Origin of the sequence: Chloroflexus aurantiacus J-10-fl, from assembly GCF_000018865.1 — a bacterium.
In the GTDB taxonomy this organism is placed as follows: domain Bacteria; phylum Chloroflexota; class Chloroflexia; order Chloroflexales; family Chloroflexaceae; genus Chloroflexus; species Chloroflexus aurantiacus.
This window is the reverse complement of sequence record NC_010175.1, coordinates 1,911,867-1,932,335: the sequence shown is the minus strand read 5'-3', so window position 1 is coordinate 1,932,335 and position 20,469 is coordinate 1,911,867. Positions and strand designations below refer to the sequence as shown.

The following is a 20,469-nucleotide window of genomic DNA, read 5'->3' as shown; positions in this document are numbered from 1 at the left end:
TTATGTAATTTATGTCAACTTCTAACCGCGCAGTTTCAGCAGCTCCTCAACCGGTGCGAAGTTCCACGGTTCACCCATCCCAATGATGATGTGGGTGGCACCGGCTTCAAGGTACGGTTCAATCGGCTCACCAGCTCGCGGTGACACACTACGCTCGATGGTTGCCGGATCACGTCCGATCTGTTCGCACCACTGATCGAGGATGGCATTCTTGCGCTTGAAGTTTTCAATCGGACCAAAGCCGTGCCAGATGTCGGCGTGTTCAGCAGTAATGCGCAGGGTGACCTTTTCACCGCCACCACCGATCAAGATTGGAATGCGGCGCAGCGGTGGCGGTTGATCGGCGGCCCATCGCTCTTTGATAATCGGCAACGCCTGCCGAAGTGCGCGCAGACGGTCGGCAGCCGTCCCAAATTCGTAGCCAAACGTCGTATAATCTTTTTCAAACCAACCTGCGCCCAGCCCAAGAATGAGTCGTCCACCACTGATATGATCGACGGTCTTTGCCATATTCGAGAGTAAGGCTGGATTACGATAGCTGTTGCAGGTGACCAGACATCCAACCTCGGCCCGTTGGGTGATGACAGCCATTGCCGTCAGGAGCGTCCAGCCCTCGAAATGGGGACCATCTGGCGGCCCGTAGAGAGGAAAAAAGTGATCCCAGTTCCAGATCGTGTCACAGCCAATTGATTCGGCATATTGAACAGCTTGACGGTACGATTCCCACGTGGTGTGTTGTGGATGAAGTTGAACGCCAACGCGAAAACGAGACATCTTTTGCCCTTTCTGGTGAAGCGGCGATAAACAAAATGACACTTAAAAAGCCTGCACAAATTGCGTTTATGCTGTAAACTGTGTGTTGCAGTGCTGCATGATATTGCGCACCTGGTTGCGTTAATACGACATAATATTGTACAGGTGCATGGATGAGAGTTCGTATCTGGGGCACACGAGGATCATACCCTGTCGCAAACGCCAGTATGTTGCGCTATGGTGGTAATACAACGTGTGTCGAAGTGGAAGCCGAAGACCACCATATTATTCTTAATGCTGGTACCGGTCTGCGCATGTTGGGGGAAGCTCTTCGCCAATCGCATGCTCCACCGAACCGGTTCGATCTCTTAATTACTCACACCCATTGGGATCATATCATAGGTTTTCCGTTCTTCGCCCCCCTGTTTGACCCAAATTCAAAAATTGATATCTATGGCCTGGCCCGTACTCAGTCGAGTCTGCGTACAACTCTGGCCGGTGCATTGAGCGATCCTCTGCTTCCACTCACCCTCGATGATCTACGCGCTCAGATCAACTTCTTCGAGATTGGTGCCGGTCATTGTCTTGAGTTGGGGCCGGTTCGGGTACGCACTGCTCTCGCTAATCATCCGTACCGCGCATTAGCCTATCGGTTAGAGACTGACCAGGGTGTGTTGACGTTTATTCCCGATACAGGGCCGTTTCATACGGTGCTCTTTGGCGAGCAACGCATCGAATGGACTGGTCAGCCCACTGCTCGCAGCCAGAGCGAATTGCGTGAACTGGCGGCAATGAAAGAAGCGATTCTCGAGCTGGCATATCGTGCTGATTGGTTAATTTACGATGCGCAGTTTACCGATGCCCAATATGCCCGTTTTCCCCATTGGGGGCACAGCAGTGCTTCTCAGGCGCGTGAAATTGCTGAAGCAGCCCAGGTGCGTCAGTTGATCCTGTTTCACCATGATCCTCACCGTACTGATGCTGAGTTGGATCAGATCGTTGCCGAGCAGCAGGCAGCCGCAGTACCTGGATTGATCATTTCTGCCGCGTTTGAGGGTATGGAGTTAGCGAGGAAGCCATGAAGGTTCGTTTCTGGGGAGTACGGGGGTATGTACCGACACCGAATGCAGCGATGTTGCGCTATGGCGGTAATACCTGTTGTACCTCAGTTACCGGTGAACACGGTGAACTCATTGTGCTTGATACTGGAACTGGCTTCTGCATGCTGGGTGATGAGTTGATGCAGGGTGAATTCGGTCGTGGTCGTGGCACACTGACTCTGTTGATCAGCCATACCTACTGGGATCATATCCTCGGCCTGCCTTTCCCCGGCGTTGTTCACATTCCCGGCAACCGCCTCGATATCTACGGCCCCGATAGCACTCGTGGTTCCCTGCAAATGGTCTACGATGGCATGCTCTCGCCAGTCTATTCACCTGTGTTTGGACTGGCTCATATCGGTGCTACCCATCGATTTACCCCCATCTCAACTGAACCATTCATCGTTGGTCAACTCACTATTCGGGCAATGCCCCTATCATATCGCCCTCATTCACCAATCTGGGCTTACCGCCTGGAAGAAGGTGGGCGGGCTTTGGTCTACATCACCGATGTCCGGTATAGTGAGCGTGGTATTCGTGAAGCCGCGATTGCCTTTGCCAAACAAGCCAATGTCCTTATTCACAGTGCTCCCTATTTGCGGGATGAGCAGGTAGAGGATTACGGTCATAGCCGGGTTGAAGATGCTATTGAGATGGCCCAGGCTGCTGACGTTGAGCGCCTGTTGCTGTTTCATCACGCCCCGATGCGCACCGATGATGAACTTGATGCGATTGTTGCTCACTTCCGGCAGATGTTAGCTGCGCAAGGTAGCCCGCTGCAATTGATCGCTGCTGCAGAAGGGATGGAACTGGTAGTGTGAGTAAATATATCGCATGGTAAACAGTTTCTCACTGTTCGTGTCTTGCGTGACGGCTAGTGGCGTAGTAGAATACGAGAAAGGTTGCGACGTTGGAGCTACATCGTAGTAGCGATTTTGCTGGAAGCGAGGCACTATGACCCTTCAGGTCGGCCTGACAATTTCGCAAACCATTGCCTTTTGAGAAATAGCTCGGTCCTCGCCGTGCTCAATGGCGGGGGCCGGGTTGTTTTTTATCGCCCCGCCCCCTGTTGAAGGTGGGCAACAGCGGATGGAGGAGACCGATGGAACTGACCATCAAGAGCCGCAACGGCAAAATCTCGGATCGTCAGCGGGCACACATCGAAGAGAAGCTCTCGAAACTTGAGCGCTATCTTCACGGCATTACCAGTATCACTGTCGAAGTCCAACACGAACAACAACGCAATGCCGGTGAGGTCTATCGTGTGCAGACGACACTGGTTGCCGAGCACGGCGTAATTCTGCGTGCCGAAGAGCGCGCACCCGACCTCTATGCCGCGATTGATGAAGTACAGGAGGTGCTTCAACGCCAGATTGCGCGCTACAAAGACAAGTATTGGCGGCGAAGCCGTGAACAACGGCGCGCTCCCAATGGGTTAACCCCGGCGGAAGAGGTTGCTATCGCCGAGGCAGAAGCGGCAGCTCTTGCCACCCCAACTGAGGTTGGATCAGAGGCCAGGGTGATTCGCACCAAAACGTTCCGTCTCCGCCCGATGTTCGTTGATGATGCGATTGAGCAGATGGAATTGCTCGGTCACAATTTCTTCGTCTTCCAGGATGCCGAAACGATGCAGGTCAGCGTGCTGTATCGACGGCGTGATGGGAATTATGGTGTGATTATTCCCGAAGTTGGCTAATACCAACCGTTAGCCCGATGCAGCGTGCTCTTCAGTATCGGGTAATCACATGAGTGCGGAAGCAATCCTTCCGCACTCATTGTTTATGTGAAGGGATTATCAACTGACAATATGTGTGATCAGCCTGCGTGCGGTCTATGCCTTTGTGGTGAGATAAAGCTATATCTCGTCGTTGTATTTATACCGTTACCACCAGGACGATCAAAAGCACGCACAGTGCCAGTCCGGTGAGCACGAGATGCGCATATCCTAACGCCATTCCGATCAAGGCAATCCCCTTACCGGTGACGATACCGTTCCCGCGCTGAACTGCTCTGTGCCCCAGGTGGCCGCAAATGACAGCCGGAATGGCCAGAAATAACGGGACAAAAAAGAGAATCCAGGTCATCACTCCACAGATGAGGCTGGCAATGGCCAGTCGGCTGTTTTGGGCCGGCATTAGCGGGGTCGTTGTGTCAATAGCCGGTGTTATGTTGCTCTCGATTGAGGACAACCCGTGACCACAGGCCGGACAAAATCGTTCTGTACCGGTAACAGGGTACCCACAGGCAGGACATCGTCGCACAGTAAACACTCCTTGCTGTTATGCGGTCGCTAGCGTTCGCACCTGAAGCCCAATATCCGGTGCTGTTACTAATGCCTCTCCGACCAGGATCGCGTCGGCACCGTAGCCCCGCACCTCGGCGACGTGGTCGGGGGTAAAAATACCGCTCTCACTGACTAGCAGTGGTCGTTGCGTTCCTGATGGCAGATGATCTGCTATGTTCCGGGTTGTCGTGCGGTCAGTCACGAATCGGTGCAGATCACGGTTGTTCACCCCAATGATTGGTGGTTGGATGCGTAGTGCTCGTTCCAACTCAGCCACAGTGTGTACCTCTACCAGGGCATGCATTCCCAGTTCATAGGTTAGGGTGAAAAGTTCAGCCAGTGTCTGATCATCGAGTGCAGCCACAATTAACAAAATGGCGTCAGCACCGTAGGCGCGCGCTTCATAGACCTGGTACGGATCGATGATGAAATCTTTCCGAAGCAAGGGTGTGCCTGCTGCCTGAATGTCGGGCAGCGCACGAATACCGGCCAGGTAGGTCAGGCTCCCCTGAAAGAATCGCTGATCGGTCAATACCGACAATGCCGCCGCGCCGTTGGCCACGTAGGTACGGGCCAGGGCCAGATGGTCGAAGTTGGCCAGCAACACACCACGACTGGGTGAGGCCTTCTTGACCTCAGCAATGAGGGCCGTTGCCGGCCCCCGGCGTAGTGCAGCGGCGAAATCACGAATCGGTGGCGCATGCCGAATCCGGTCATGCAGAGCAGCAAGGGGAATTTTGGCTTGTTGACGACGTACTTCCACTCGTTTGTGGGCTAATATCTGTTCCAGAATGGTTGGTTCGCTCATGAGTTGTCCCTGGTAGCATGTGCCGTCGGTTGCTTCGACCCTCATCCGAGGTGCGACTGGCAATACCTGTTGCCGATAGACGATAGCCGATAATCGCCATCTATTGTATCATCAATCACAAGCGATTGCCGACAGGTATGAACGGCTGCCGAACCTCTGTCAGTTCCATCATCTTCAGGAACAGAACACTACGCCAGATAATTTTCCTGCCTCTTGCCCACCACGTTTGTTATGAAGGGTGGAAGCCACACTTGCAAACCCTGCTTTGCTCCGTACCTGAAAGGCTGCTCCAGATTGTCGATCAGCCGCTATCGTGCACCGGTACCAGGTATGGCATGAAAAGGTAACGGATGTTGCCTTGCACAGTAGGTGGCATATCAAACCGGGTTTGATAAAAATCGTGACCAACAATCTACCGTCACGCTCCACCCTTAAGCGCTCCAGCGTGGTTCGTCCACCCTGGCAGCTATCTTGAGCGCGCGCCTCCCTCGCTTCACCATCTGCAACGCTCCGTGTGCCCCCTGCCAACGGCGTAGCGCACCGCTGCATCAGCGAGCGACAGCGAGGGCCATCCGGCACCGGTGGCAGGTGCGGGTGGGGGCGTTTCGCATCCACTATTGCACGCAGTATCTCTGACTCTCACTCATTCTTGAGCGATCCATCGTCGTGGGAAGCCTCAGCAGCCATCCTGGGAGCGCGCGCCTCCGGCGTGCTTCACTACCTGTAACGTCCCCAACACCCGTGCCGCACAGATTGCAGCTCCCCACTACTTTCTCACTTTCTATCTCCTATCTCCTATCTCCTATCTTCTATCTCCTATCTTCTATCTCCTATCTTCTATTCTTCTATCTCCTATCTTCTATCTCCTATCTCCTATCTTCTATCTCCTATCTTCTATCTCCTATCTTCTACCTTTTATCTCCTCAAAGCATGAACGGCACAAACGGCGCCTGACAGGGAATATTCGCGGCAACGTGCATTGTACGCCCGCGAAGATCAATGATGACACCACAAACGCTCTCGTTGCGATCAACCGCTGCCACGCGCGGATCGGGGTGTCGGCAGATACAGCGGGGCGCACCGTCGTGATCGCGAAGAATTACCTGTAATACATCCAGATCAATCTGGCCCGCCGCAGCGTGCAAGAGTTCCCACGCTCGTCCATACCGTTCTCTCGTCGTTGAGGTTGGTTCCAACGGGCATTCACCGGCGGCAGTTCCTCCGTCGAGGCAGTGATTGGCGTGCGCCAGCAGTCCTTCTTGAGCAGGTATTTCAGCAATACCGGTAGGGGTCAACTCTAGCGCAACCAGTTCACCATCGGCACCGGCCAGCGTAATACACGATGAACCGGCTGCTGGGATTTGACTGACCAGACGGCGCGCTGTTACGGTATCAGTTGACTGTAGCATCTGCCGCAACAGGACGTGAACCGGCATTCCCTGCTGTTGACCGTCAGCGCGTGAACGGAGCAGATTAAGGCCAACAGCAATCCCGGCTTCATTGAGACCAATTTTCGCTACCATCCCTGCTTCGGTGAGCGTCAGCAGTGTAGGTGTGTCAGGACCGCTCACGCGCAACAAGACACAGGCGGCACGCTGATCACCCTGCCAGTCCCAGGTTTGGGCCAGCCAGACGCGACCATTTGCGGTGGCCGGTGGGCTAGCCGCAGCGGTGGTGCATTCACCATCATCACTGCCGGTCGCCGGTGTTGCTGGTAGTTGCTCTTGATGTTGGGGAACCCCCGCCGCTCGATTGCGGGCCAGCGCAGCCGCTGCTTCAGGATGATGAAAACCAACCCCGACACCGGCCAGCAACTCGGTACGCACATTCAACGCAATGATCTCAGCCAGAGTGCGACTGGCACCCACTGCAATCCCTCGCATCTCGGTGAGTAAATCAGGCGCTACATCATGCAACAGTGGTTCATAAGCCAGAGCTGCCTGCTGAACCGCTTCCCAATCCATTCCGCGCCGATACGCAAACAAGCGGGCATAGCTGGCAATGCTGTGGCGAATGAGTGCTGCCGTCGCTGCCCCGTACTGCTGACCACGCTCAAATGGCTCACCGGTAATGGTAACAAGTGGAAACATCGGTTTGTTCTCCTGTTGCAGTCATGAGATATGCGCTGTGCTCTATCGTACCACCCTGATGGGGAGATTGTCTACAAATCGGGAGCATAAACTAGAACGCCTTTGTGGGCAAGCTATCGATCCAACGCGCGGTAATTCGCAGAGTAATGCCAGTTCGCGATACGGGAATACCTGTCAGGCAACCTTTGCAGTCGTCACCTAGAAGAGTTTTCGTGTCAAATCTGGTGTCGTAAACGTCATCGCACGCTATCTACCGTTACTCTTAGCTGATCCCATGAGCGATACCATCGCGATGCGCCAGCGCCGGCAGACATCCTGGGAGCGCGCACCGGAGGTGCGCTTCAGCACTTGCAACAGCGTGCTGTACCTGCTGCCAGCAGTGTATCATCCAGCACGCGACAGCATGCGCCATCCAGCACCGGCGGTTCCCGCTCCCAGCGGGCTATGCATTACCCATACCTGGTTTCAACCACGTGCGTATCAGCAGGCATGATCACCATGGGTGCTGTTGTGGACAACTGGCCCGGTGGTAGTGCGCCGCTCCAGCCGTGCCGGCACTGCTGGGCTGGATGGATTGCCGTACCCGCTCGTTATGCGCGTGTCGCACAGTTTGGAGTGCGGCAGCCATGCTGCCGCACCAGCCGTACTCACGATCCGGCGCGTGGCATACCGTTGCCCATCCTGGTCACGAGGGTGCTGAATGTGCTCGTGCCGATCATCGAGTCGGTCCGGCATGCATGAGCTACCTGTGCGTAGACGTTTGGTTGTACCAGGTTCGTGCCTGCGCACCAGCGGCCACGGCCAGTACCTGACGGCGGTTGAGAGGAATACCTCCACGCAGGCTGGAAGCCTGCGCCACGGAAAGCCTGCGCCACGGAAAGCACTTGCAGCCCGGCCTAATGCAGCGTGACATGTGAGTAATGCATAGCTAGCGGGAGCGGGTGGGTTCGTGTCTGCATCCCCTGTGAGCACGCGCCTCCGGCGCGCTTCACTACCTGCGCCAGCGTGTTGTACCTGCTGCCAGCAGTGTATCACCCAGCACGCGACAGTAAGCACCATCCTGCACCGGGAGTTCTCGCCCTCAGTGCAGGCGTGTCGCGTACCACCACCTCTTGCGCATCATTCCTCACCCTGGCGCTGCCCCTGAGCGCAACTGCCGGTGATGACTGGTAACACCTGACAGTGCTCCAGTACTTACTTACGCACCCGCATGGTGCACATTGTCAGTCAAGATTTCATGGCTCCGTGGCGACTTGCCCGGCGTGCAACAGGGCTTCAGCCCGAATGAAGCCAGGTGAGTTTGCAATCCTATCTCAATCCATAGCATCCCGAGGGTATCGTCAGGTAAGGATATCCCATGCAGATAGCCCATCCGCGTATATCTGTCAGACCCGCGTGCATCCGTGTTCTGCAGATGATCCCCACGGATTTTCGCGGATGTAGCGGATATCCGCAGATCGCCCTATCACTGGTGCCAGGCTGTTCTGAGATAACGAAGCGTGGTTGTCGCTCGTGCCCTTACATAGTTCTGGAGAGGGTTGCATACGGTTGGGTAGGGCGTTGGCCCGCCTGATGATGAACAGGTTGTAACCCACGCTTTACGACATTATGGCCGATAATTCAGCCTCCGTCATCACGGTACAATCCGCACAATCACATAGTCTTGCCATTGATACGGCTGACCACTCTGGTCAGTGGCCGTCGCCTGTACCGTGATTGGGCTTGCCCCCACCGGATTTGCACCGGCAACCAGCGGTATACTGAAGGTGTTGCCTGAACCCGCTGCCAGCAAGCCAATATCAATAGTCATCGTCTGACCGCTAATGGTGCACGTACCAGGGGTTCCTGCACAGGCACCGCTATCAAAGCTGATCCCATTCGGCAAGGTGATTGTGATCTGGAAATCACGGGCGGCGCCGGCGGTAATGCCACTTGCCTGATTGGTATAGTCAACAGCCAGATTGAACGTATTTCCGGTTGATACCGAAGATACCGATGATGCCTGCAACGCCACATCAGGTGTGGGTGGGATGTTCAGGTAGAGGGGTACGCCAGTCTGCCCTTCCTGAATGAAGTGGTTCTCGCTCGTAGCGCTGTTCGTGCAGGTGACAATCCGCCACCAGCCCGGCTGCGGTGAAAGGATAACGTCACCGCCACGAGTTGTTGTTGTGCCGTTGTTCCACTGTCCATCAGCCGAAGCGGTACCTGCAATCCCGCCACTCTGTCCGGTGGGATCGTAGACTGATCCGGGTGGATAGTAGCGTACCCAGCCACTACCAACATCGTTCAAGTCGAAGTTGTGGAAAGCGACACTGCTCTGCCCTGGTGCTACATACTGGAAGAAGGTAGTACAGAACGGTGTTCCCGGTGGATGGCGTAGGGTTTGGCGTACAATACTCTGTACAATCTCGTCGCCGCTTCCCGGTATGCCATCTAAGTCGACGGTAGGTGTACCGCTGCCACTCCAGCCACTGCGCACAGCCCATCCATTCGTATCATCGTCTGGAACACTCGCGACAAGCAGATAGACTCCGCACGGGGTCGTACCGGGAATGCCCGGTAGAGCAACCCAGGTCGTGGCATCGCCAGTATTGGGGAGATAGGTGGCACTGGTCACCAGAGTACCAACAGTTGGTGGATAGCCATCACCGGCCTGCCAGCCAACCGGCATGCGATACAGCGTAAAGGTGGTACTTTCCGCTACACCTCGGATAGCATCGGTGAAGTTAGTGGCTGGGTTGATCGACGGGCTGAGTAATTCAACCGCCAACAGACCGCTCACGCCACACGGTACGTCAATGCGGACGATTGAGGCACCTTCATTCATGCCGTAGAAGTTCCAGTTGAAGGTTGTGTAGTTAGGGCCGGCAGTTTGCAATGCCGTTGGGTCTTGGGTTAGCAATACCGGTGTCGCATCGACGATGGTGACAGTTGTGGTAGACGGATCGCCCAATGTCGCACCGGTTGGATTACTCAAACTTACCAGAATCGTCTCGAATGGTTGATCGCTGCTCGCGTTGTTCAGTATCTGGATCGTGAAGGTCCGACTCGTTTCTCCTACTGCAAAGTTCAGAGTGCCACTTACCGGCACATAGTCGTGCGTTGGTGCCGATCCATCACCTGGCTGGGCCGTTCCGCCGGTTATGGTTGCGTAGTCAACGCTCACTGGTACAGTGGCTGCCCGGCTCAGGGTGACGGTTAGTGTCACCAGGCCGGCGCTCTCGTTAACGACAACATCACCGGTGGCAAAGCGTACTGCCGGAGGATCATCATCACGAATGGTTCCCACGCCTATCCCATCACCGATGACGACCATCTCATCGGTCACGATGGTGGCTGGCTGTCCGGGCAGAGTGGCCCGTGGGTTGCTCAGGTTGACGGTGAAAAACTCATCGTCTTCAGCCAGCGTATCGCCAATCACGCCCACCGGTAATGTGACCTGGAGTGAACCGGCAGGAATGGTGAGGGTGCCGGCTGAAGCACCGTAATCCAGGATAGCGAGTGCAGTGCCATCGGTGGTTGTGTAATCGAACAAGATATCTCGATCCGACACCCGATTGATGCGCACGATAAAGATACTGTTTGTTACACCGCTATCACCTTCAAACCGTGTAACATCGTCGATGCTAATCCGCACCGGCTCGTTGTCGCGGTTGAGGACGTTTACACTATTCGGAGTCGGCGGCAGGCCGTTGTAGAAGGGATCGCTGCTTACCGCTGGCGCAAGCTGGACTGTAAACGGTTGATGTCCATCTTCCAGCAGATCGTCTACGCCGGTGACCGTCAGTATTGCGTCGATATTCCAGTTTGTATTGTCAAAGATGACACTCGTCGGGGCGACACTGCCCTCGGTTGGGTCGCTAACCGAGATATTGACCTGCACCGGTGCTGTCGGCTGGCTGGTGAGACGCAGTCTTAACTCGATACTGTCGCCATTTTCCGAGACAATCAACGGTGCCGGCGGAACTGTGACCACAAATCCTGCGGTGTCGTTGTCGACGATGGTGAGATCAAGCGCAGGTCCATTCAGTCCAGCGTAGAATGGATCGCTGCTGCTTGCCGAATGGGTGATTGCAATCGTTTGGGTCGCTTCAGCAATGGCGTCTTCCGGTACAGCGATAGTGACAGGTTGCGGCGTGTTCCAGGTTGCCGGCGTAAAGGTCAGGTTCAAGATCGCCTGTCCGTTCAAGGTTACCTGACCCTGGCCGTCGATGGTGACGGTGACGTTGGCTGTGGGCTGGGTTGCCAGCGCAACGCTGTAATTCATACTACCCCCTTCGGTAACGGTGAGGGTAGTGGCGCTGATCACAATATCCGGAATATCATCATCATTTACGGTCACCGCCAGGATGATACCGCTCAACCCACTGTATGCCGGGTCTACGCTGGTTGTGGCGTGGGTGATGGTGCGGTTGCGTGGTGGTTGGGCAATCTGATCGACATTCGGTTCCAGCACACTAACGGTCTGAGGGTTGTTCCAGTTGGAATCGTCGAAGGTCAGCGTTGCCGTTGCTCCACCATTCACCTGCAACAATCCTGCACCGTTAATAACGACAGTAACCGGCGCAAGCGGTTCGCTGGTCAGGCTCACCTCATACGTCCCCACAATACCTTCAGTAATCGTCAGGCTGGTCGGGCTAATGTTCAGACCGGCAGTGTCGTTCTCGATAATCGTCACCGTAAGTGGTACCGCCGGCAGGCTGGTGTAAACCGGATCACCTCCAGCCAGCACATGGAGCAGCGTAACTTCGTAACTGATCCCCGGCGTCTCGTCGATCTGGTCGTCAATTGCCTGGACATTGACGGTCTGCGCCGTATTCCAGTTGCCCGGCGTGAAGGTGAGGGTGAGCGTTGCCTGCCCATCCAGCGTCACCTGGCCCTGACCGTCCACGGTGACAGTGACATTCGCGGTCGGCTGGCTGGTCAGCACCACGGTGTAGGTCGCCGCCGGCCCATCCTCGGCCACCGCGAGTGTCGTGGGATCGATCACGACGCCGGCAGTATCGTTCTCCCCAATCGTCACTGTGAGTGGTGCCGCCGGCAGGCTGGCGTAGACAGGATCACCGCCACCCAGGATGTGGAACAGGGTCACATCGTAGGTTGTCCCGGTCGGGGTCTCGTCAATCAGGTCATCAATGGCCTGGATGGTGATGATCTGTGGTATGTTCCAATTAGCCGGCGTGAAGGTGAGGGTGAGCGTTGCCTGCCCATCCAGCGTCACCTGGCCCTGACCGTCGATGGTGACGGTGACATTCGCAGTCGGTTGGCTGGTTAGCACCACGGTGTAGGTCGCTGCCGGCCCGCCCTCGGCCACCGTGAGTGTCGTGGGATCGATCACGACGCCGGCAGTATCGTTCTCCCCAATCGTCACTGTGAGTGGTGTCGATGGCAGGCTGGCGTAGACAGGATCACCGCCACCCAGGATGTGGAGCAGGGTCACATCGTAGGTTGTTCCGGTCAGGGTCTCGTCGATCAGGTCATCAATGGCCTGGACACTGACGGTCTGCGGTATATTCCAGTTGCCCGGCGTGAAGGTGAGGGTGAGCGTTGCCTGCCCATCCAGTGTCACCTGGCCCTGGCCGTCGATGGCGATGGTGACATTCGCAATCGGCTCACTGGTCAGCACCACGGTGTAGGTCGTCGCCGGCCCGCCCTCGGCTACGGTGAGTATGGCAGGCGTTACGATGAGACCGGCGCTTTCAGTTTCGGTGATGGTTAGTGTCAGCGGTGCCGGTGCGAGCGCGTTATACACCGGATCGGTAGAACCGGCAACATGGCCTATCGTCACGGCATAGGTGTTCCCTGCCGGCGACTCGTCATTTGGATCATCAATGACGGTGAAGGTGACGGTCTGTTCAACATTCCAATCAGCGTCTGTAAAGGTCAACGTGATGGTTGGTTGACCGCTAAACTCAATCTGGCCCTGGCCGTCAATGGTGACGGTGACATCCGCTGTCGGTTGGCTACCCAGCCGCACCGTGTAGGTTGCCGTGTCACCTTCATTCACGGTCAAACTGGCAGGGGTAAGGACAACCGCAGCGACATCGTTCTCAACCACGGTCACCGGTAGCGCAGCCGCTGGCAGGGCACTGTACACCGGATCGGTACTGGCTACGGCGTGCGATAGTGTCACCAGATACGTAGCACCACTGATGGTTTCGTCGATTTGATCATCGATGACAGTAAAGGTGACGGTCTGATCAACGTTCCAATCAGCCTCTGTAAAGGTCAACGTGATAGTTGGTTGGCCACTAAACTCAATCTGGCCCTGGCCGTCAATGGTGACGGTGACATCGGCTGTCGGTTGGCTGCCCAGCCGTATCGCGTAGGTTGCCGTATCACCTTCATTCACGGTCAAATTGGCAGGGGTAAGGACAACTGCAGCGACATCGTTCTCAACCACGGTCACCGGTAACGCAGCCGCCGGCAGAGCACTGTAAACCGGATCGGTACTGGCTACGGTGTGCGATAGTGTCACCAGATATGTGGCACCACTGATGGTTTCGTCGATTTGATCATCAATGACGGTAAAGGTGACGGTCTGATCAACATTCCAATCAGCGTCTGTGAAGGTCAGCGTGATGGTCGGTTGACCGCTAAACTCAACCTGGCCCTGGCCGTCAATAGTGACGGTGACATTCGCTGTCGGTTGGCTGTCCAGCCGCACTGCATAGGTAACGGTGCCGCCTTCATTCACCGTCAGGCTGGCAGGGGTAAGCACGACCGCAGCGACATCGTTTTCAAGAATGGTTACCGGCAACCCAACCGACGGCAGAGCATCGTAGATCGGGTCATCGAGGCTATTGATCGCGTGACCGAGCGTTATCGAATAGCTTGAACCGGTCGGCGTCTCGTCGATCTGGTCGTCAATTGCCTGGACACTGACGGTCTGCGCCGTATTCCAGTTGCCCGACGTGAAGGTAAGGGCCAGCGTTGCCTGCCCATTCAGTGTCACCTGGCCCTGGCCGTCAATGGTGACGGTGACATCCGCCAGCGGTTGGGTCGCCAGCCGCACAGTGTAGGTACCTGCCGGCCCACCTTCGGCTACCGCGAGAGAAGTGGGATTGATAATCAGCCCGGCCACATCATTCTCGGTCACCGTCACCCGCACCAGGCGGTCAGCCAGGGCATTGTAGACTGGATCGCTGACACTCGCCACGTCGTGGCGCAGGTCAAGCTCATAGGTGGTGGTGAGGGTCTCGACGACGTTATCATCAATTGCCTGCACGCTGACGGTTTGCGGCGTATTCCAGGTGGCAGTGGTAAAGGTCAGGGTGAGGGTGGGCTGGCCGTTGAGCAGGAGCTGACCGCTGCTGCCAACCAGCGGCGAGGCGGCGCTGACCAGCTCTGGTGTAATAGTAACGGTGACATTCGCCAGTGGCCGGGTGACCAGGCGCACGGTGTAGGTGCCTGCCGGCCCACCCTCGGCTACAGTGAGGGCGGCGGGGTTGATAATCAGCCCGGCCACATCATTCTCGGTCACCGTCACCCGCACCAGGCGGTCGGCCAGGGCATTGTAGACTGGATCGCTGGCACTCGCCACGTCGTGGCGCAAGTCAAGTTCGTAAGTGGTGGTGAGGGTCTCGACGACGTTATCATCAATTGCCTGTACACTGACGGTTTGCGGCGTATTCCAGTTGCTGGGCGTGAAGGTCAGGGTGAGGGTGGGCTGGCCGTTGAGCAGAAGCTGACCGCTGCTGCCGACCAGCGGCGAGGCGGCGCTGACCAGCTCTGGTGTAATAGTAACGGTGACATTCGCCAGTGGCCGGGTGACTAGGCGCACGGTGTAAGTGCCTGCCGGCCCACCCTCGGCTACAGTGAGGGCGGCGGGGTTGATAATCAGCCCGGCCACATCATTCTCGGTCACCGTCACCCGCACGAGGCGGTCGGCCAGGGCATTGTAGACTGGATCGCTGGCACTCGCCACGTCGTGGCGCAAGTCAAGTTCGTAGGTGGTGGTGAGGGTCTCGACGACGTTATCATCAATTGCCTGCACACTGACGGTTTGCGGTGTATTCCAGGTGGCCGGGGTAAAGGTCAGGGTGAGGGTGGGCTGGCCGTTGAGCAGGAGTTGACCGCTGCTGCCGACCAGCGGCGAGGCGGCGCTGACCAGCTCTGGTGTAATAGTAACGGTGACATTCGCCAGTGGTTGGGTCGCCAGCCGCACGGTGTAGGTGCCTGCCGGTCCGCCTTCGGCTACCGCGAGAGAAGTGGGATTGATAATCAGCCCGGCCACATCATTCTCGGTCACCGTCACCCGCACGAGGCGGTCGGCCAGGGCATTGTAGACCGGATCGCTGGCACTCGCCACGTCGTGGCGCAAGTCAAGTTCGTAAGTGGTGGTGAGGGTCTCGACGACGTTATCATCAATTGCCTGCACGCTGACGGTTTGCGGTGTATTCCAGGTGGTCGGGGTAAAGGTCAGGGTGAGGGTGGGCTGGCCGTTGAGCAGGAGTTGGCCGCTGCTGCCGACCAGCGGCGAGGCGGCGCTGACCAGTTCCGGCGTGATGGTGACGGTGACATCCGCCAGCGGTTGGGTTGCCAGACGCACGGTGTAAGAGTCGGTACCACCCTCAGTCATGCTCAGGGTAGTTCGACTGATGATCAGAGCTGCGGTATCGTTCTCAATAATCGTTACCGGCAGTAATGATGGCGCTAACGTGTTGTAAATCGTATCCCCCGCGCTGGTCGCCGTGTGACGGAGGTGGACGAGGTAGGTTGTTGCCGGATCGAGCGCCTCATCGATTTGGTCATTAATAACCTGTACACTGACCGTTTGCAGCGTGTTCCAGTTGCCGGGTGTGAAGGTCAACGTCAGGGTGGGCTGTCCATTGAGGAGTACCTGATTTTCGCTCACGATGAGCGGTGAAGCCGGATTGACAATTTCCGGTGTGATCGCGATGGTCACCGGTGCAACAGGTTGGCTATTCAAACGCACAGTGTAGGTTGCAGTGCCACCTTCGTTAAGCGTTAGATTCGCTGGCGACAGCACAATACCCGCCAGATCATTGTCGATAACGGTCACTGCGACATTGGCAGTCAGTCCATTGTAGAAGGTATCTGCACTGGCGGCGCTATGCGTAATCTGCACCACCTCACTGATGCCCTCATCAATCTCATCATCAATTGCCCGTACCCGGACTGTTTGCAGGTCATTCCAGTTTGCCGGCGTAAAGGTTAATGTAATCGGTCCAGAGGTGGTCTGATTATTGAGCAAGACTTGATTCGACGGCGTTATCGTTACCACCACATTTGCCGTTGGTTGGGTTGCCAGTCGCACCTGGTAGAGTGCTTCTGTTCCACCCTCGGCGACCGTCAGGCTAAAGGGCAGCGTCACAATACCTGCGGTATCGTTATCCGCGATTCGTACACTCAACACCGGTAAACTTAACCCCTGATAAAATGGGTCGGTACTACTGGCAGCGTGACTTACCGTTCCCGGATGCGGTGTCGTTTCGGCGACCCGATCGTCAATGGCCTGCACCGTCACCGTTTGAGGAGTAGCCCAATTGTCGGGGGTAAAGGTGAGCGTTGCCGGTGTCGTCGTCACCTGGACGCCATTTAGCGTAATGATTACCGGTGCGGTTGGTCGGCTGCTTAATCGGATGGTATAGGTACCATTTGGACTACCTTCAGCCACATCTATGAGCGAGGGTTGCAAGATGATACCGGCCTGATCATTATCCTGAATTGTGAGAGTATGGACATCAGGTGAACCTAGTGTCGCATTGACTGGCGAAGTAAGCCGAATGATGATAGTCTCATCGGCTTCATCTTCTGGATCGTCAATAATGGGGATCAGTAGGCGTGCGGAACTGGCCCCTGCCGGTATGACAATCGTTCCGCTGCGTAAGCCGTGATCGGCCAGTGATGCCGTTCCGGCAATCGTGTAACTGACACGGGCATCCAATCCCGACAGACGATCCAGCCGTATGGTAACCGAGGCCAGACCATCCCCTTCCTCGACAATGCTCACGGCATTGGCAAAACTTATTACCGGTGGTGAACTGGTGTCGATAATGGTTACGCTGGCTGTGCCTGGTATACCTATGAAACCGCCTTCTGGGTTAAAGAGCCGGAGCGTGAAAGTTTCAGCCGGTTCGTACAGATCATCAGCGATGATCGGAACTGTAAACGTTTTTTGTTGTTCACCAAGGGCAAAGACCAACTGCCCGCTCGTTGTCGTGTAATCATCACCGGGCAAAGCACTACCTGCAATCGTTTCGTACCGCACCCGTACCGTCTGCTCGGCTGGCGCGCCCAGTCGAACAGTGACTGTCAGTGTCCCGACATTCTCGTTCACACTGATACTACCATTCGCAAAGAAGAAGATCGACTCGCCGGGGCGAGGTGTTGGCGTACTCGTTGGTACCGGTGTTGCCGTACGGGTAGGTGTGGCGGTAAACGTTGGTAGCGCCGTGCGAGTTGGCGTGGCCGTTGGTGTAGCTGTTGCCGTTCGTGTTGGCGTGGCAGTAGGTGTAGCTGTTGCCGGTGGTAATGTTGGTGGCGATGTTGGCGGCAACGTAGCCTCTACTGTTGGTGGAGGCGAAGGTGTGGCCGTCCGGGTTGGGGTCGCCGTCCGGGTTGGGGTCGCTGTTCGGGTCGGTGTTGCCGTCGGTGATGCGGTTGGCGTACTCGTCGGAGTAGCCGTATTCGTTGGTGTGGCCGTTGGCGTGGCTGTTGCCGTGGGGGTGGCCGTCGCCGTTGGCGTGAACGTTGCCGTCGGTACCTCAATCACGATGACCGGAACATCTGTTGGTTCGGTCTCTGGTGTTGTTACCGGAGTTGACTCTTCTTCTGGTGCAGCAATGACACTGGGGTTGAACGGTGGTAACAGGGGGCCACCGCTCCAGAAACTATAATCAGCCCTTCCGCTGCTACTCACGTCACCGCTGAACCACTCCATGCGCGGCGCAACCTGATCGATCATCAGGTTGATCACAAGCGAGATCAGCAGCAGTAATAGCAACAGAGAGCCGAGAATCAGCCAGGGCAATGGTCGTCGGAGACGATCACGGTCAAGCAGCCGATTCCAGGCCGGTTGCTGGTTTTTCAGGAGTGGCGGTATCATCGGCGTACCGTAATGTGAAGAAGAACGTACTTCCCTGACCTGGCGCACTCTCGACGCCGATCGTCCCCCCTAGACGCTCGATCAGTTGCTTGCAAATAGCTAAGCCCAATCCAATGCCACGTTCGCTGGAATTAATCCCCTCACTTGTCCCATCACCGCGAAAGAAGCGCTCGAAGATTTGTTGATGCAAGTTGGGTGGGATGCCACGCCCTGTATCACTAACCTCAATCCGCAATGTATCAGGTTGAGGCATAACACGAACGGTGATAGTACCGGCACTCGTATAACGCCGGGCATTGTCAAGCAACTGAAGCATGATGGTGCGGACATGATCGAAATCGGCCAGGACCTTTGGCAACTTCTTTGGTATTTCAACTTCAAGCCGCAATCCCTTTGCTTTGATCTGTCCTTGCGTCTGCCAGATTGCATCTTCGATTGGCCGCTGCACCTCAATCGGTTCGAGAGTGGATTTCAGTGAACCAGAGTCGAGATTAGCAATGGTGATGACATTGCTAATCAGGTTTGTCATGTTGTTTGCCTGCAACCGAATTGCTTCAACGAAGCTCTTCTGTTCATCTTCGAGTGGTCCGGCCAGACCACGCGCCAGCAGATCGGCGTTCCCACGAATGACCGTGAGTGGAGTGCGAAGCTCGTGGGAAATTGTACCGATAAAGTTTGTTTTTGCCCGGTCGACCATCACCTCTTCGGTGAGGTCTTGCAAGACGGCGACATACCCTAACAGATGCCCATCATCTTCACGTACATCTTCGACTGACAGCCGAACAATATAATCGCCAAGGGTATAGAGATTTTGGGCACGTTGATCGCCAAAGCCCGGAATACCTTCAGTCAGTGGTTCGAGCGGTAGATCACTGAGGCGTTTGGGTAGGGCTGTATCATCACTCAAACCAAGCAGGCGGCGTGTAGCGCGATTAATAGAACGAATCTCGCCATGGACATCAATAAAGATAATACCGTCGGTGATACTTTCGACGATTGCAGTGCGCTGGCGAGCTTCGGCACGTACCTGGGCAAGTAATTCAATCAGGTACTCGGTCATTCGATTGAATTGTCGAGCCAACACACCAATCTCGTTCTGCGTATTCACTGACGCACGTCGTTGCAGATCGCCGTTCACGATGGCACTGGCTGTTTCCGCCAGTTCTTCGAGGGGGCGGGTAATGCGACGGGCTACCCACAAACCGAGTACGGCAATGCCCAGGCCTAAGCTGAAGGTGATCAGTACCAGCAATGGGCTGATATTGTTCCACGTTAACAGCACCTCTTCGCGGGTACGGGCTGTTGCCATGATACCAGCACGTCCCCCACGGATGGTTAACGGTACATAAGCAAATTGATACTCGACACCATTGATCGTTTCGATGGTGAAGAGGGTTTGTCCATATGGATCAGGATTGGCTTTAACCTGTGAAACCAGCTCTTGCCGCAGCGGTGCAGGTCGCGCCTGACTGCTAAAGGTAGTGGCTATCAGATTTCCTTCCTGATCGTAGAGAATGATTCCATCTAATCGGGATTGTTGTACAACGGTGTTGAGCAGGTTATCGATACGAATTGCTACGATCAGGCCGCCAACCACCTCATTACCCCGTCGTACCGGTGCGATAGTTGCCAGGTAGAGCGTCTGCGTATTGCTAAACTGGATCAGGCCGGCGTATTTATCACCACGCTCATCGGCCTCACCATTGAGGATGCGTGACGTAAACCAGGCACTGCTGAGATCAATTGAGTCATGAGTAATATATGTCTCTTCACCGGCGAGCGGTGGCCGCTCAAAATCGACAATCGTGCGACCGCTGCGGTCAAATGCCATCAACCGGTCAAGGCGGACATCACTGCGACGGGTACCTTGCAGGAAGAAAGGTTCGAGGGCGAGCCGCAAACCTTCAACGTTGTTTTCATAGAATGCGTCGGCCACTGCCGGTGCATTGATGCTCTCGTTGCGCTGGGCGAAAGCTACTTCGCGTAAAAAGTTGAGATTCGCCTGTTCCTGAGCAAGAAAGGCATCGCTAACCGTGCGAGTTGCTGCGGCCAGCTCGTTGTCAAAGCGATCCTGTTGTTGACGGGCGAGAAAAAAAGCGACAATCGTCAATCCTACGATTGCTACCACAATCGCAAGGAGGAGGAAGGGGCCGATAATCTGGTATTTGAGCTGTTTTTGCAGCTCGCCAATCAGCCGACTCATGACTGTCTTCCTGTAGTACGTTGGTTTGTCGTCCGACAGCGAAAAGGATGCGTGTCATAAGCCTGTCTGTCTGAGTGACGTACTGTACTTCCACGTGCATCCCGCTGGTGAATGATACATTCCTCCATTTCAGGTCGCTCACCAATAGTATAAGACAGGT

Annotated in this window: 10 protein-coding genes; 3 read left to right on the top strand and 7 right to left on the bottom strand. The window is 55.8% G+C overall.

Going from position 1 to position 20,469, the window contains the following annotated elements; translation table 11 throughout:
- Nucleotides 1-21 precede the first annotated feature (21 nt).
- A complete protein-coding gene (locus CAUR_RS07290) occupies nucleotides 22-774 on the bottom strand; it encodes an LLM class F420-dependent oxidoreductase (RefSeq protein ID WP_012257279.1) in 753 nt (250 codons plus the stop codon).
- A gap of 152 nt (nucleotides 775-926) precedes the next feature.
- Between CAUR_RS07290 and CAUR_RS07285 the strand changes: the two genes are divergently transcribed.
- The 3 genes from CAUR_RS07285 to hpf all read left to right on the top strand — a co-directional run bounded on the left by CAUR_RS07285 (nucleotide 927) and on the right by hpf (nucleotide 3,549).
- On the top strand, nucleotides 927-1,835 hold the full coding sequence (locus tag CAUR_RS07285) for an MBL fold metallo-hydrolase (RefSeq protein WP_012257278.1): 909 nt from the start codon (nucleotides 927-929) through the stop codon (nucleotides 1,833-1,835).
- The gene (locus CAUR_RS07280; protein WP_012257277.1) at nucleotides 1,832-2,674 is read left to right on the top strand and encodes an MBL fold metallo-hydrolase; all 843 of its coding nucleotides are present in this window, start codon (nucleotides 1,832-1,834) and stop codon (nucleotides 2,672-2,674) included. The genes CAUR_RS07285 and CAUR_RS07280 overlap by 4 nt, the downstream gene beginning before the upstream one ends.
- A gap of 281 nt (nucleotides 2,675-2,955) precedes the next feature.
- The gene (gene hpf / locus CAUR_RS07275) at nucleotides 2,956-3,549 is read left to right on the top strand and encodes a ribosome hibernation-promoting factor, HPF/YfiA family (protein ID WP_012257276.1); all 594 of its coding nucleotides are present in this window, start codon (nucleotides 2,956-2,958) and stop codon (nucleotides 3,547-3,549) included.
- Between the two features lie 178 nt (nucleotides 3,550-3,727).
- Here the strand turns inward: hpf and CAUR_RS07270 are convergent, their stop codons facing one another.
- From CAUR_RS07270 to CAUR_RS07245, 6 genes are all read right to left on the bottom strand, one after another.
- Nucleotides 3,728-4,114, bottom strand: a complete 387-nt coding sequence (locus CAUR_RS07270) for a DUF4190 domain-containing protein (protein ID WP_012660664.1) — start codon at nucleotides 4,112-4,114, stop codon at nucleotides 3,728-3,730.
- Between the two features lie 18 nt (nucleotides 4,115-4,132).
- Nucleotides 4,133-4,945: an indole-3-glycerol phosphate synthase TrpC gene (gene trpC / locus CAUR_RS07265; protein WP_012660663.1), complete on the bottom strand. Its 813-nt coding sequence runs from the start codon at nucleotides 4,943-4,945 to the stop codon at nucleotides 4,133-4,135.
- A 923-nt stretch (nucleotides 4,946-5,868) separates the two neighbouring features.
- Complete coding sequence (locus CAUR_RS07260; RefSeq protein WP_012257273.1) at nucleotides 5,869-7,035, bottom strand: C45 family autoproteolytic acyltransferase/hydrolase; 1,167 nt, start codon at nucleotides 7,033-7,035, stop codon at nucleotides 5,869-5,871.
- A gap of 480 nt (nucleotides 7,036-7,515) precedes the next feature.
- On the bottom strand, nucleotides 7,516-7,770 hold the full coding sequence (locus CAUR_RS07255; protein ID WP_162015858.1) for a hypothetical protein: 255 nt from the start codon (nucleotides 7,768-7,770) through the stop codon (nucleotides 7,516-7,518).
- An 898-nt stretch (nucleotides 7,771-8,668) separates the two neighbouring features.
- Entirely contained in the window at nucleotides 8,669-18,106 is a 9,438-nt protein-coding gene (locus CAUR_RS07250) for a Calx-beta domain-containing protein (RefSeq protein WP_012257272.1), read from the bottom strand.
- Nucleotides 18,054-20,309: an ATP-binding protein gene (locus tag CAUR_RS07245; RefSeq protein WP_012257271.1), complete on the bottom strand. Its 2,256-nt coding sequence runs from the start codon at nucleotides 20,307-20,309 to the stop codon at nucleotides 18,054-18,056. Before CAUR_RS07245 ends, CAUR_RS07250 begins: the two co-directional genes overlap by 53 nt.
- Nucleotides 20,310-20,469 lie beyond the last annotated feature (160 nt).